The organism is Bacillus sp. Marseille-Q1617 (genome assembly GCF_903645295.1).
In the GTDB taxonomy this organism is placed as follows: Bacteria; Bacillota; Bacilli; order Bacillales; family Bacillaceae_B; genus Rossellomorea.
In genome coordinates this window covers 1,006,858-1,020,714 of the sequence record NZ_CAHJXM010000002.1, presented here as the reverse complement: position 1 = coordinate 1,020,714, position 13,857 = coordinate 1,006,858, and the positions used below count along the sequence as shown (strand labels likewise).

The following is a 13,857-nucleotide window of genomic DNA, read 5'->3' as shown; positions in this document are numbered from 1 at the left end:
GAGATCCTTACACTTCTTCTTGCTCAAGCAATGTTTCGATGAATGCTTCCGTCACAAGGATCACTTCATCAGACCCTTCTTCCGGCATGATACAGACGCCACTCGGCACTCTCACATTCGTAGGTACAATCGCCTGTTCAATATAGGTATTTTCCCCGATCACCGCATCCGGCATGATGACCGAGCGTGATACGTGGGCCCCTTTTTTCACCGTGGTTCCCTGGAATAACACCGACTTTGAGATCGTCCCTTCAATCGTACACCCTTCATTGACAAGCGACCCTTCAACGAATGCATCTTCTGATATATATTGCGGCGGTTCGTTCGGATTGACCGAATACACCCTCCATTCATGATCAAACAGATTCAGTTCATTGTTCTCATCAATAAGATCCATATTCGCTTCCCATAAGCTTTTGACCGTACCAACATCCTTCCAATAGCCTTTGAACGGATACGCCATCAGTTTCTTCTTTTCATCCAGAAGCAGCGGAATCACATCTTTTCCGAAATCATGACTTGAATGAGGATTTCGTTCATCCATCTCCAGGAAATCCTTTAAAATGGACCAATTAAAGATATAGATCCCCATGGATGCGAGGTTGCTTTTCGGATACGCCGGTTTCTCTTCAAATTCAGTGACCCTCATCTCTTCGTTCGTATTCATCAAACCGAAACGGCTCGCCTCTGCCCAATCCACTTCAATGACCGATATGGACACGTCCGCTTTCTTCTCGATATGATAGTCAAGCATTTTACTATAATCCATCTTGTAGATATGATCTCCTGAAAGGATCAAGACGTACTCCGGGTCATATTGTTCCAGATAGTTCATATTTTGATAGATTGCACTGGCTGTACCAGTGTACCAGCGCATCTCTGATGATTCCGCATATGGAGGGAGAACCGTCACTCCGCCATTTTTGCGGTCCAGGTCCCATGCACTTCCAATTCCGATATAAGAGTTCAGAACAAGCGGCTGATACTGCGTCAGAACCCCGACCGTATCGATTCCGGAGTTCGTGCAATTGCTCAAGGTAAAATCAATGATGCGGTATTTCCCTCCGAAGGGAACGGCAGGCTTCGCTAAGTTTTTCGTCAAAGAACTCAGACGGCTCCCCTTACCTCCTGCTAATAACATGGCCACACATCTTCCCTTTCCCATTCTATTCTCCCCTTCCGTATTCTGGTTTTAAATATACTGCTCCATATGGAGGAATCGTCATGACCACTGATCCTTCTTTCCCATGATAGGTTTCATGTTGTACCGGAAGCGGTGCAGGATTAATCTGATTAGAGCCTCCATATTTCCCGTCATCACTATTCCATATCTCTCTATAGGAATCGGCATGAGGGACACCGACCTTATACCCGTGATAGACAATCGGACTGAAATTGCAGATCACCACCAGATGATCGTTCTCTTTCTTTCCTTTTCTTACAAAAGAAAAAATCTGCTGAGCTGAATTATTCACATCGATCCATTCAAAGCCCCGGGATTGGTGATCCAGCTCATATAAAGCTTCAGCACCCTTATATAAATGCAGCAGATCTTTGAAATATGAATTGAATTTGTGATGAAATTCGTAACTCGATAAATGCCAATCCAACTCTTCAAGATCCTTCCACTCCGAAAACGGAGCCAGTTCGCTTCCCATAAAGAGAAGTTTTTTACCAGGATGGGCCACCATATAACTAAGAAGAAGCCTGTATTGTGCAAATTTCTGCCAGTAATCCCCCGGCATTTTATTCAATAACGATTTCTTCCCATGCACAACCTCATCATGTGAAAAAGGGAGGACATAATTCTCTGAAAAGGCATAAAGAAGAGAGAACGTCATCAAAGAGTGAACACCTTTCCGTTCAGTATGAGGCGTCTCCATATAATCGAGCACATCATTCATCCATCCCATATTCCATTTATAATTAAAGCCAAGCCCTCCATAATGAACCGGGGAAGTCACCTGCGGCCAGTCTGTCGAATCCTCCGCAATCATCAGAATCGAAGGGTCATAGTCGAATACCGCCTGATTCAGCTTTTTCAAAAAATCGATCGCACCCTGGTTGGGCGACTGCTGCCCCTGATTGGCCCAGTAAATGATATTGGCCACTGCATCAATCCGAAACCCATCAATATGATAATATTCCATCCAGAAACGGGCATTGGAAATCAAAAAGCTCCTTACTTCGCCTTTCCCCAAGTCGAAATTCGCCGTCCCCCATGTATAGTTCTCGCGGTCACGTTCTTCCCCGTACTCATAGGCAAAAGATCCATCGAACTGATACAATCCGTGGGCATCTTTACAGAAATGTCCCGGAACCCAGTCCAGGATGACCCCTATTTCGTGTCTGTGGCATTCATTGATAAAGTTCATCAAGTCATGAGGTTCGCCATACCTGCTTGTCGGTGCATAATACCCTGTACTCTGATAGCCCCAGGAACGGTCAAAAGGATGCTCTGTAATCGGCAGCAGCTCAATATGAGTAAAGCCATGCTCCTTCACATATGGAATCAGCTCCCCGGCAAGCTCCGTATAAGAAAGAAACTTTCCTTTCTTCTTTCTCCACGTCCCCAGATGGACTTCATAAATGAATAAAGGTTTATCGTATACTGTCGAACCAGACCTATCCTCGAGCCATTCTTCATCACTCCACTTGAACCCTTCCAATTCATACACGATGCTTGCTGTCTGCGGCCGCTTCTCTGATGCAAAACCATACGGATCCGCCTTAAGCTTCCACTCTCCCGATAGTGCCGTGACTTCATATTTATACGTTTCACCCGTTAAGTCACGGTCCACCCGGATGACCCACAGGCCTTCCCGGTTCCATTTTTCGAGTTCATACCCGGAACCATTCCACTCATTGAATGAACCGACCAGGGATACACTTCTCGCATTCGGTGCCCAAACGCAAAATTCTGTATAGGTCCCACGGGAATCACTCCTCACATGAGAACCCATAAACTGATACGCTTGCTGTAAACTTCCCTCATGAAATAAAAAAACATCATAATCAGATAACATCATTGCGTTCATCACTTCACCTACATTTTTCAATCTATTAACTACTTTCTGCTACTTATGAAAAATTCCTTTTTAAAAACATCGCTCTATTACGACATAATCCTACACCAACAATTAGGAAAGCGGTTGCATTGTAATATTAAGGAAAATGATAAGGGTTACATGTAAAGAAAATGCAGAATCTTGTCGAAAGTTTTTTCGATCAAAAAAGAGGAAAAAAATGAAGAATATAAAAGGATTCCGGTATTTTGTAGGGAATTCAGGTGTATAGTACTACCTGTTTTAATAAGGGAGAAGTTGAAACTTGGATGGCTCACACATCAACTTAAGGATAAATATGGTAAAATAAACATTCGCCACTCATCACTTTAGCGATGAAGGAACGGGCATTGAATACAATAGTTGGGAGAGGGATCAGCTCTGAAAAAATGGCTGAAGTCCATTCCTTACATTACATATTCTGATGAGCCTGCAGGATAAACCCGCGGCATGGACAAGGAAGTCATAGAAGGGTTTTGCTAAACGATAAGGCCGAAAAAAAGCCCAGATTGGTATCTAACGGGTTCGGATTTCGAATACAAAAACTAAATTAGCACACCAATTAGCAGTCCTATTCGCCACTGAAACAGACTGCTTCTTTTTTGTTGATATATATTTAGGGGGAAATAAAAACAAACGGTAAATCCGCCCTGAATTTCGAACTCTTTTTAACCCTCTTGTCATACGTTTTGTCAGCATGATAATTTGCATTCTAATTGTTATAGCAATTGGTTTGCTACAAATGATATTTAACTAGCAGGCGGTGGGTGTTGATTTTTGAGAAGCAGTTAAATGAAGCAGACATTTTTTTCATCCTTAATTGTGTGGAACCTCTGATTGTTTTAATAAGGGGAGTTTTTCCCGTTATACTGCAGAATAGGGCTAGGTTCGGGGGATATAAGGGGAGTTTTTCCCGTTAAGGCAAAGTAAAATAAGTCTATTTACATGCTTTTGAGTAAATAGGGGGAATGTTTCCCTTTATTTAATTTATATTTCGTGCCATTTCCTCAATAAGAGGAATTTCTCCCCTTATTTTGGCAGCTTATTTTATGAAATTTATTTTATATCCAAAAATCACTAACTAGTGCTTATCTTGTGATAAAAAAATGCTTAGAGCATATGTCTCCAAACATTTTTCTTTTCTAATCCCCTTGCCAAATTGCTTATTAATTTTGGTGCGTATTATTATACGAAAAGCAATGTTAATTTATATTTTGTATTTCACAACGGTAAACTTACTCAAACGCTCTCTGGACAGCCTCATACCCCTCCCATTCATCCATCATTTTCATTATCAATCCCTTTATATCTTTAACTCTTACTTCACCGCATTTTTCCTTATTTAACAAATCGAGCAGTGCAATCAGATCCAATAGCTTTGCTTTTTGCAGCCAGTTTTCCGGCAAGCCGCCGCCATTCTCTAGATAACTCTGAATGAAGGGCTTTAACATGCCTGGGGCGGTTGTTCCCTCATATCGAAGCATATTTCCAATATCCATTAAAGGCGAACCGCTAAAAGCGTATTCCCAATCTAAAATCGTAATCTTCACACCACCGCCTTTTTCTTCAACCAGGACATTCAAAGGGTTAAAATCACTGTGTACCAATGAATTCTGCACTCCTGGATCGTCCATAAGGTAAACATGTTCCTGCACAAACTTCACCACACTGCTGCATAATGTTTTTCCCAAATATTTGCTGACAAATCCTTTTTCAACCATTTCTAAAATAAACCCAATGAACGTGCTTGCATTGATTTCAACATGCTCTTTTATGTTCAACTCATCATCGAAGAAACCCGAATCGGGAAACCTAATTTTATGTATGTCGGCTAAAGCCGCTCCCGCTGCATGTGCTGCTTTCCTTATATCCTTATGATTTTTCCTGTATATCATTTCAGAAAACTGCTCTCCCTCCATCCAATTCATAAGTAAAAAAGGGTATTTAAAAACAGAGCAGCTGGAGTCAGCGTACACAGTTTGAGGTACAGGCACTCTTCCTTGTAAAAGCCTGGCTATTTCAGTTTCAATCTTCATGTTGTTGCTGCGCTTATTATAAATCCGCAAAACAAAATACTCATTTAAATTGGTTTTGATTTTGATATTTGAATTGTTGAGCCCTCCGTCTAAACGCTCAATTTCCTTCACAAACCTATCTTTAAAATAAGGCTTCAGCATATTCCTGACTTCGTCTAAGTCGGGCATGATCCACTCATTTGAACGCTCCCATCCAGCTTTCATCAACATCACCCCTGTTATTTTCAACTCGCTCCAGTTCTTAATGATCCATCTTCATGTTAACTGCTTTATTAATTTTAACATTCTCCTATTAGAAATAAGAAAAGAAGAGTGTCTCCACTCTCCTTTTTGCAGGTTACGCCTTTAATTCTTCATACTGACGAATCACTTCTAATGTGATCGGGTTCGTTTCGTCCAGCCCGCTTACTTCTTTGAGCACGTATGGAACGTCGTTTTCCTTAATCATTTTCTGAATTTTGACTGCTTCCGGATCCTCTGGATGGTCAAATAATAAGGCCGCTGCAATGGCTTTAGCAAGATTAGTATATGATAAGCCGGCTTTTTGAGCTTCTGTAGTCGGGCGTACCAGTCTGTCATCCGGACCTAGTTTACGCATTGGTGCGCGCCCGACTCTAGTGACCCCGTCCTTCAAGTAAGCATTCTTGAATCGCTCGATGTTTTTCTCGATATATGAGAGATGCTCACTTTCATCCAGGCCGTATTGCTTCACCAGGTAAGCCCCGGTTTCTTTCAGCGTCTCCTTCACCTGATCAGCAATGCTTTCGTCTGCCAATGTTTCATCGATTGTTGTTTTTCCTTTCAAGTAACCGAGATAAGCTATTACAGCATGACCAGTGTTTACCGTAAACAGCTTTCGTTCAATGAATGGTGCAAGATCGCTGACAATTGTCATGCCGGTAACTGGAGGGATTGTTTCCTTCGCCTCCACTACCCACTCATAGTATGGTTCAACGAGGACATCCAAGGAATCCTGCCCCTGAATCGGTACGATGCGGTCAACAGCTGAATTGAAGAAATGGACCTTCCCTTCCAATTTGGACTTCACATCTTCAGGTAACTGCTCCAGGATGTGTCCCTTTAAAATATCCGTCGCCCCGATTTGATTCTCACATGCAATAATATAAAGAGGTTCATCCGATGATAGGACACGCTTTTCAATACCTTTCGAAATCAGCGGTGCAATCCTGGGAAGGATATTCGGACCGATGGCTGTCGTGAGATAAGTTGCTTGTTCGATCTCCTCAATCACTTCCTTTTCCTGATGGAGATTATTAAGGCCGGAAACATTGGAAATCGTTTCGGTTTCATTCTTTTCTGTTGCTAATTTAACCTGGTAGGTTCCTTCCTCATTCAGTTTATCGATGATTCCTTCAGCAATGTCGACAAAAGTGACATGATAGCCAGATTTTGAAAATAATGCTCCGATAAAACCTCTGCCAATATTTCCTGCACCAAAATGAACGGTTCGTTTCACTTTCATCATTCCTTTATCAAGTTATTTTGTAGGTAATCGAGAAAAAGATTTTCCAGCTTTTTATAAATCATGTTTTCATTAGCGGACGAGTAAATCATCATCGATCTATGATCTTCAATAAGACTCGTACTGATGATACTAAGGATTTCCTGCTCTCTTTTGCTTAAATTCTCTGGAGCGACCATCAGCAGGAGGCTTTTCATCTCAAGATCCGCCCCATCCATTCCCTTGATGATGCACGGTTGATCTAAATGGGCAATCTGGAAAAGCAGCATCATGACGTTTTTATCTCGGCAATGGAAAAGGCCCATATTGGTGTTCGGGATCCCGAGGCCGCCTTTTTTCTCCCTTTCAACAAGTTGATTCAACACGGATCGGGGATTCGTCACCAGATCATCCTTTTCAGCATTTCCCACCATCTCATGTAATACAGCGTGATGACTCTCTACAGAGGACATCCGGTAGACACGGAAATGATCGAGGATGGATTGGATGCTCGAATGAACATCTTTTATTTCCTTCAGTAAACCTCTGATTTCTGTAGGTCGTGTGTTATCCTCTTCCCGTGGAGATGGCTTCATATATTTTTTTCGCGTGATTTTTTCGATGTTTTTTTGGAGATAATCCTGAATGAATCCGATGTCCTTTTCGCTTAACAACGGATTGACCAAAAGATAATCAACCTCGGTAAATGGAAGCCTTACCGTAGAAACCACGAGGTCATAATCACCCAGGTTCGCAGTCCGGAAATCTGCAATCGATAAGATATCCACAGAATGAATCATCTTCAATTCTTTTTGAATGCGGCTTGCGAGCATCTTTGATGCCCCGATGCCGGTTGGACAGACCACGACGGCGTCGATTTTGACCTTTTCCTCATTCATCAGAAGCGCAGAGCCGAAATGCAGGACGATATACGCAACCTCGGCATCTGGGAAATGTATATCCGTAAATTGGTTTTCAAGGCTGTTTTTGACCGCCAAAAACAGGACCGGATATTTTTCCTTGATTTCCTCCGTCAGCGGATTGAATAATTCCATCTGCTGCTTCAGCCTGAAAATCGATGGTCCCATATGGGCCAGGAGACCCTGAAACAGTGAAAAGTCGTCAGTTAAATCAACATTCAGGTTGGTGGAAACATCCTTGACAACTTTTTTAATCAGATGCCCTAGAAAAATACTGTCATAATAAGCAGCATCCGTTTCTTGTACCTTGGAGCCTTTTAATATGAGCGTCAAAAAGTTGATATCCGATTCGGTGATCCGTATTGAAAGGACCTCCTCCAGCTCTCCGGCAATCTCCATCATCAAATTGTATTCACTGGAGTAATGGCTTTCCACTTGGTTCATTTCGGTTATGACGCAGTCATTCTGCGTCCGCTGAATGCTCAGGCAGACATGTACGACCAGGCCGATATAATCGTTGTCTACAAGGCTCAGCTGTTCATTGGATAAGTGCCTGTCAATCGTCTGATAGACAGCCTTCAGATGATCCGGCTGGAAATATCCAAGAACCGGTTCATTGAATGCATGACCTTTTTGCATTAAATACAAGCTTTCAATGATATCTTCATAAAAATAAACGAGAAAGAAGCTTGCAAGAGCATGCCGCTTACTGGCTTCATTCGCAATCATCTCTACACCCACCCCTCTCTTCCTGGTGAGCGTGATGCTGAATTTATTCAGCCAATCTGCCAGTTCGTCAAGATAGGCGCTTAATGTGGTGACACTGATTCCCAGCTGATTGGCAAGGACCTGCTTTTTGAAAGAAGGTCCATCATGCAGCAGGGTGATCAATAATTGCAGCTTTCGTTCTTCAGGTGTTTCATCTGTAGGGCTTGCTTCTGCCAACCCTTGAATCAGCCTGTAGATATGCTCGTTCTTTCCGTCAATGAATAATCCATCACTCGGCGTCCGCTTCAGCTCCAGATGATACTGTTTCAAAATGGCTTCGATGGATTTTAGATTCCGTTGGATCGTCCGGCCGCTGACATTCATAAAAGCAGAGAGAGAGTGAACGGTATGCTTACCCGATGTTTTTACAATCAATTCTATAATCGATTTTTCCCTTGAGGTAATGAACATGTTCTCCCTCCGTTTCTTTATGGTATAGTCAGCGCCTTAAATGTGTATTGAGTAAGTTATTTGTAGTTTAGATTTTAACCGCCAAAACGGAAAGGCAAGAAACACCTTTCCGGATTGAATATTAGTTGTTATTGATGATTTCTTTCAGTTCTTTAGCTGTTTTTGCCTGTACCATCTTGTCTACGTTCTCCTGCTCGGAGCAGATGACGGCGATGCTTGACAGGATCTCAAGATGCGTGCCATCTTTACCGGCGATACCAAAGATCAGCTTTGCCTGTTCACCGTTAAAGTCCACGCCTTTCGGCACTTGAATGACCGTGAATCCTGATTTGATGACCGCTTTCTTCGCGTCTTCCGTACCGTGGGGGATGGCCACGTTATTCCCCATGTATGTCGTCGTGATGCCTTCTCTTTCGATCATTGCATCGACGTAACTGTCTTCTACATAAGCAGCTTTCACGAGTGCTTCCCCGGCAAATCGGATAGCGTCTTCCTTCGTCTGAAACTCCTGGCCGATGAAGATGTTTTCTTCTCGTAGAAGATCGTCATCCCCGTCTCCCTGAGGTTCGACTCCGACTGCTTCCTTTTCTGCATCCTCGACAAGCTCATCCTGTTCTTCCGTGATGTCATTTTGGAGGCTTCCAATAAGCTTATCGTATTCCGGACTTGAAAGGAAATTATCGACCGAGATGTGGTATGCATCCGGCAGTTTATTCTTCGCGCGCGGCGTCAATTCTTCCTGAGTGATGACTACCTGTGCATCAGCCGGCAGATTACTGATTGCTGTATTCGTTACGAAAATATCAAGTCCTGCCTCCTTCACTTTTTTACGCAGTAATGACGCACCCATCGCACTGGATCCCATTCCCGCATCACAAGCAAAGACAATTTTATTCACTTCACCAGGAAGTGGGCCCTGCTGCTGATTGATTTGTCCGGAAACAGAACTCTTCTTTCCTTTCATTTCTTCCATTTTCTTCGTTGCTTCTTCAATATTGTCTTCCTGTTTCTTGCTTGATTTCAAGACGATCGCCGAAACGATGAATGACACAACCGCTGCTACAATGACAGCCGCAAAGTTTGCCAGATACTTCATACCTTCAGGAGGTGTGACAGCAGCAATCGCCAGGATGCTTCCCGGCGAAGCAGGAGCGGAAAGGCCGCCGCCCAATAGAACAAGCGTGAAGACTCCGCTCATTCCTCCCAGTATGACTGAAAGAAACAGCATAGGTTTCATAAGGACATAAGGGAAGTAAATCTCATGGATCCCTCCCAGGAAATGAATGATTGCTGCGCCAGGAGCGGATTGCTTGGCAGTCCCCCTGCCGAACAGCATAAATGCGAGCAATACACCAAGACCCGGTCCAGGGTTCGCTTCCAGTAAGAAAAGAACCGATTGACCCGTTTGCTGTACCTGTTCCAACCCAATCGGTGAAAGGACACCGTGGTTGATGGCATTATTCAAGAATAAGATTTTTGCAGGTTCGATCAACAGACTTGTCAGCGGCAGCAGCCCTGCACCGATAAGCCAGTCAACACCGGCAACCAGAAGCTTTGTCAGTCCGTCAACAGCAGGTCCGATCCCGAGAAACGCAAGGATTGCAAGGATCCCGCCAAGTATTCCCGCCGAGAAGTTGTTAACAAGCATCTCAAACCCTGCACGGATCTTCCCTTCGATTGCACTGTCAAATTTCTTGATGCCGTAACCGCCAAGCGGTCCCATGATCATAGCACCGAGGAACATCGGGGTATCAGGTGCACCTACGATGACCCCCATTGTAGCGATCGCACCCACGACTCCGCCGCGCTGATCGTGCACAAGCTTACCGCCTGTATACCCGATCAAGAGAGGCAGAAGATACGTGACCATCGGCCCCACTAATTTGGCAAGGCTTTCATTTGGAAAAAAACCGGTAGGAATAAATAATGCAGTAATCAATCCCCATGCAATGAAGGCACCGATATTCGGCAAGACCATAGAACTGAGGAAGTTACCAAACTTTTGTATTTTAACTTTTACAGTTGATTGAGCCATTTTTCTCTTCCTTTCTATATAAATCAAGTACTCATATATTAATCATAGGTCACGGAATACTGAACAACAAGGAAGATGAAAACTAACTTTGTCACAGCGGTGACGACAAACCTATTGTTTCTCCCCGGCTCTTTTCTAATACTTTGCAGAGTTAACATATCTTCAAAAAAAAGATTCACAAAAAGAAACGCCCTATGGAAATTCACAGGGCGTTTCTACTCTTCTTATTTATAAGGCACGCTCGGGAATGAACTTGAAATCCCTCCAAGGATTCAAGCATGGCAGCTGCTTTTGAGCGATGATTACTTACATATAAAATAAAAAAGACTATCGATTAGATAGTCTTTCAGAATGACCCGTACGGGATTCGAACCCGTGTTACCGCCGTGAAAGGGCGGTGTCTTAACCGCTTGACCAACGGGCCTTAATGGCGGAGAAGGAGGGATTTGAACCCTCGCGCCGGTTGCCCGACCTACACCCTTAGCAGGGGCGCCTCTTCAGCCACTTGAGTACTTCTCCATATGGCTCCGCAGGCAAGATTCGAACTTGCGACCGATCGGTTAACAGCCGATAGCTCTACCACTGAGCTACTGCGGAATATTAAGATGGTGGGCCTAAGTGGACTCGAACCACCGACCTCACGCTTATCAGGCGTGCGCTCTAACCAGCTGAGCTATAGGCCCTTGGAGCGGGTGATGGGAATCGAACCCACGACATCAGCTTGGAAGGCTGAGGTTTTACCATTAAACTACACCCGCAAAATATATGGGGCGACTGATGGGAATCGAACCCACGAATGCCGGAACCACAATCCGGTGCGTTAACCACTTCGCCACAATCGCCATGAAAAGTATGATATAAATGAAAAATGGTGGCTCAGGACGGAATCGAACCGCCGACACATGGATTTTCAGTCCATTGCTCTACCAACTGAGCTACTGAGCCATCATATGTAAAATTCCTAATCATAGAGTGTGATAGTCCATCGTCCAGCTTTCAGAAAGATTATTCAAGATGCTGCTCAAGCTGTACGCTGATGTTTATTCGATGAAGCTTATTCACCGTGCTCTACCAACTGAGCTACTAAGCCACACTATGTAATTAGTGGCGGTCTGGACGGGACTCGAACCCGCGACCTCCTGCGTGACAGGCAGGCATTCTAACCAACTGAACTACCAGACCAAGAATTTTTGCGCCAGCAAAATATTCATCCATCGGTTACCCCTTAGATTACTATTTGCTTTAACAAAAATGGTATTGCGGGGACAGGATTTGAACCTGCGACCTTCGGGTTATGAGCCCGACGAGCTACCGAACTGCTCCACCCCGCGACGATAATAAACGTTTAAATAAGTTGTGATCCTACGAATACAGATCCGTTAGAACCACCCCGACTTCAGTAAGCTTATTCAAGCTGCTGCTCAGTCGGTGCGCTGATGTGCAAGCTCCGAAGATTATTCGGACGTGCTCCACCCCGCGACGATAATAAGGGTAAAAAAATAAATATGGCGGAGGAAGAGGGATTCGAACCCCCGCGGGCTTTAACACCCCTGTCGGTTTTCAAGACCGATCCCTTCAGCCGGACTTGGGTATTCCTCCGTGTTTTAAAATGTGAATGGTGGACCTTGTAGGACTCGAACCTACGACCGGACGGTTATGAGCCGTCTGCTCTAACCAACTGAGCTAAAGGTCCGTATTGGTAGCGGCGGAGGGGATCGAACCCCCGACCTCACGGGTATGAACCGTACGCTCTAGCCAGCTGAGCTACACCGCCAAGAAACATTTTAATGAAATTTTCAGATGTTTTGCTGAAGCAAATACATTGAAGATTATTTTACTCCGCTTACGCTGCGTAAAAGGTAAGATATTTTGCTGAAGCAAAAATCTTTGGTGGAGCCTAGCGGGATCGAACCGCTGACCTCCTGCGTGCAAAGCAGGCGCTCTCCCAGCTGAGCTAAGGCCCCATCTAAAGTGGTCGGGAAGACAGGATTCGAACCTGCGACCCCTTGGTCCCAAACCAAGTGCTCTACCAAGCTGAGCTACTTCCCGATATAGATGGCGCGCCCGAGAGGAGTCGAACCCCTAACCTTTTGATCCGTAGTCAAACGCTCTATCCAATTGAGCTACGGGCGCTTAATATAATTAAGAATGTTTGCTTCCGCAAATTAAGGAAATATCTTTTGCCAGAGCAAAAATCTTTGGTGCCGAGGACCGGAATCGAACCGGTACGGTAGTCACCTACCGCAGGATTTTAAGTCCTGTGCGTCTGCCAGTTCCGCCACCCCGGCAAAAATCTTTGGAGCGGAAGACGGGATTCGAACCCGCGACCCCCACCTTGGCAAGGTGGTGTTCTACCACTGAACTACTTCCGCAAATATGGTGCGGGTGAAGGGACTTGAACCCCCACGCCTTGCGGCGCCAGATCCTAAGTCTGGTGCGTCTGCCAATTCCGCCACACCCGCATGTAATGAGACATTTGCCTTTTGCAAACATCAAATGGTGAGCCATGAAGGACTCGAACCTTCGACCCTCTGATTAAAAGTCAGATGCTCTACCAACTGAGCTAATGGCTCATATAAAAATGAGTAAAACCGAAGTGGTGCCGGCAAGAGGACTTGAACCCCCAACCTACTGATTACAAGTCAGTTGCTCTACCAGTTGAGCTACACCGGCGTGTAAAGTTGTTTTGCAATACTCGTCCAATATACTCAGCATTGAATACATTGTAGAAATTAAGGACGTTTTTTCCTTCGCTCTTAGTAAAGGAAGGAAAGATCTTTTACTCCGCTCACGCTTCGTAAAAATCTATGGTGGAGGATGACGGGATCGAACCGCCGACCCTCTGCTTGTAAGGCAGATGCTCTCCCAGCTGAGCTAATCCTCCAAAATATAAATCGCCTGGCGACGTCCTACTCTCACAGGGGGAGAGCCCCCAACTACCATCGGCGCTGAAGAGCTTAACTTCCGTGTTCGGCATGGGAACGGGTGTGACCTCTTCGCCATAGTCACCAGACTGTTATCCTTTTTAAAGGACAAGTATTATTATATCTTTTTCAGAGATAATTTCAAGTATTAATTTAAAATTTATCCCCTGAAAACTAGATAAAGGATTGATGTCAAGAATACCGGTATTGCCGTTGTTCATTTAAAAATGACTCTT

6 protein-coding genes, 21 tRNA genes and 1 rRNA gene are annotated in these 13,857 nt (G+C 44.4%); all 28 read right to left on the bottom strand.

From position 1 onward, the window contains the following. Positions 1-7 precede the first annotated feature (7 nt). A complete protein-coding gene (locus HWX64_RS16510) occupies positions 8-1,165 on the bottom strand; it encodes a glucose-1-phosphate adenylyltransferase (RefSeq protein ID WP_175990582.1) in 1,158 nt (385 codons plus the stop codon). 1 nt (position 1,166) lies between these two features. Beyond that, entirely contained in the window at positions 1,167-3,038 is a 1,872-nt protein-coding gene (gene glgB / locus HWX64_RS16505; RefSeq protein WP_175990772.1) for a 1,4-alpha-glucan branching enzyme, read from the bottom strand. 1,262 nt (positions 3,039-4,300) lie between these two features. Then, positions 4,301-5,305 carry a phosphotransferase family protein gene (locus HWX64_RS16500; RefSeq protein ID WP_175990581.1) on the bottom strand — a complete coding sequence of 335 codons (1,005 nt, stop codon included), beginning with the start codon at positions 5,303-5,305 and terminating at the stop codon, positions 4,301-4,303. Positions 5,306-5,438: 133 nt separating this feature from the next. Then, positions 5,439-6,587, bottom strand: a complete 1,149-nt coding sequence (locus HWX64_RS16495) for a mannitol-1-phosphate 5-dehydrogenase (protein WP_175990580.1) — start codon at positions 6,585-6,587, stop codon at positions 5,439-5,441. Beyond that, positions 6,584-8,662 carry a BglG family transcription antiterminator gene (locus tag HWX64_RS16490; protein WP_175990579.1) on the bottom strand — a complete coding sequence of 693 codons (2,079 nt, stop codon included), beginning with the start codon at positions 8,660-8,662 and terminating at the stop codon, positions 6,584-6,586. Before HWX64_RS16490 ends, HWX64_RS16495 begins: the two co-directional genes overlap by 4 nt. Before the next feature lie 121 nt (positions 8,663-8,783). Then, complete coding sequence (locus HWX64_RS16485) at positions 8,784-10,697, bottom strand: PTS mannitol transporter subunit IICBA (protein ID WP_175990578.1); 1,914 nt, start codon at positions 10,695-10,697, stop codon at positions 8,784-8,786. Positions 10,698-11,049: 352 nt separating this feature from the next. After that, positions 11,050-11,121, bottom strand: a tRNA-Glu gene (locus HWX64_RS16480). A gap of 4 nt (positions 11,122-11,125) precedes the next feature. Beyond that, positions 11,126-11,216: transfer RNA gene (locus tag HWX64_RS16475), tRNA-Ser, on the bottom strand. A gap of 3 nt (positions 11,217-11,219) precedes the next feature. Further along, positions 11,220-11,294, bottom strand: a tRNA-Asn gene (locus tag HWX64_RS16470). A 9-nt stretch (positions 11,295-11,303) separates the two neighbouring features. Beyond that, a tRNA-Ile gene (locus tag HWX64_RS16465) sits at positions 11,304-11,380 on the bottom strand. A 1-nt stretch (position 11,381) separates the two neighbouring features. Next, positions 11,382-11,455, bottom strand: a tRNA-Gly gene (locus HWX64_RS16460). A gap of 8 nt (positions 11,456-11,463) precedes the next feature. Continuing rightward, a tRNA-His gene (locus HWX64_RS16455) sits at positions 11,464-11,539 on the bottom strand. Positions 11,540-11,566: 27 nt separating this feature from the next. Beyond that, positions 11,567-11,642, bottom strand: a tRNA-Phe gene (locus tag HWX64_RS16450). Positions 11,643-11,802: 160 nt separating this feature from the next. After that, positions 11,803-11,879, bottom strand: a tRNA-Asp gene (locus tag HWX64_RS16445). Between the two features lie 75 nt (positions 11,880-11,954). Beyond that, positions 11,955-12,028, bottom strand: a tRNA-Met gene (locus tag HWX64_RS16440). A gap of 175 nt (positions 12,029-12,203) precedes the next feature. Next, a tRNA-Ser gene (locus HWX64_RS16435) sits at positions 12,204-12,296 on the bottom strand. 17 nt (positions 12,297-12,313) lie between these two features. Beyond that, a tRNA-Ile gene (locus HWX64_RS16430) sits at positions 12,314-12,390 on the bottom strand. A 4-nt stretch (positions 12,391-12,394) separates the two neighbouring features. Beyond that, positions 12,395-12,471 (bottom strand) — tRNA-Met (locus HWX64_RS16425). Between the two features lie 114 nt (positions 12,472-12,585). Continuing rightward, a tRNA-Ala gene (locus tag HWX64_RS16420) sits at positions 12,586-12,661 on the bottom strand. Between the two features lie 8 nt (positions 12,662-12,669). Then, a tRNA-Pro gene (locus HWX64_RS16415) sits at positions 12,670-12,746 on the bottom strand. Between the two features lie 7 nt (positions 12,747-12,753). Next, positions 12,754-12,830: transfer RNA gene (locus tag HWX64_RS16410), tRNA-Arg, on the bottom strand. A gap of 66 nt (positions 12,831-12,896) precedes the next feature. Beyond that, positions 12,897-12,985, bottom strand: a tRNA-Leu gene (locus HWX64_RS16405). Between the two features lie 9 nt (positions 12,986-12,994). Next, positions 12,995-13,069: transfer RNA gene (locus HWX64_RS16400), tRNA-Gly, on the bottom strand. A 5-nt stretch (positions 13,070-13,074) separates the two neighbouring features. Then, a tRNA-Leu gene (locus tag HWX64_RS16395) sits at positions 13,075-13,159 on the bottom strand. A 35-nt stretch (positions 13,160-13,194) separates the two neighbouring features. Then, a tRNA-Lys gene (locus HWX64_RS16390) sits at positions 13,195-13,270 on the bottom strand. A 24-nt stretch (positions 13,271-13,294) separates the two neighbouring features. Then, a tRNA-Thr gene (locus HWX64_RS16385) sits at positions 13,295-13,370 on the bottom strand. A gap of 135 nt (positions 13,371-13,505) precedes the next feature. Next, positions 13,506-13,581 (bottom strand) — tRNA-Val (locus HWX64_RS16380). Between the two features lie 12 nt (positions 13,582-13,593). After that, positions 13,594-13,710: ribosomal RNA gene (gene rrf, locus HWX64_RS16375) — 5S ribosomal RNA — on the bottom strand. Between the last annotated feature and the right edge of the window lie 147 nt (positions 13,711-13,857).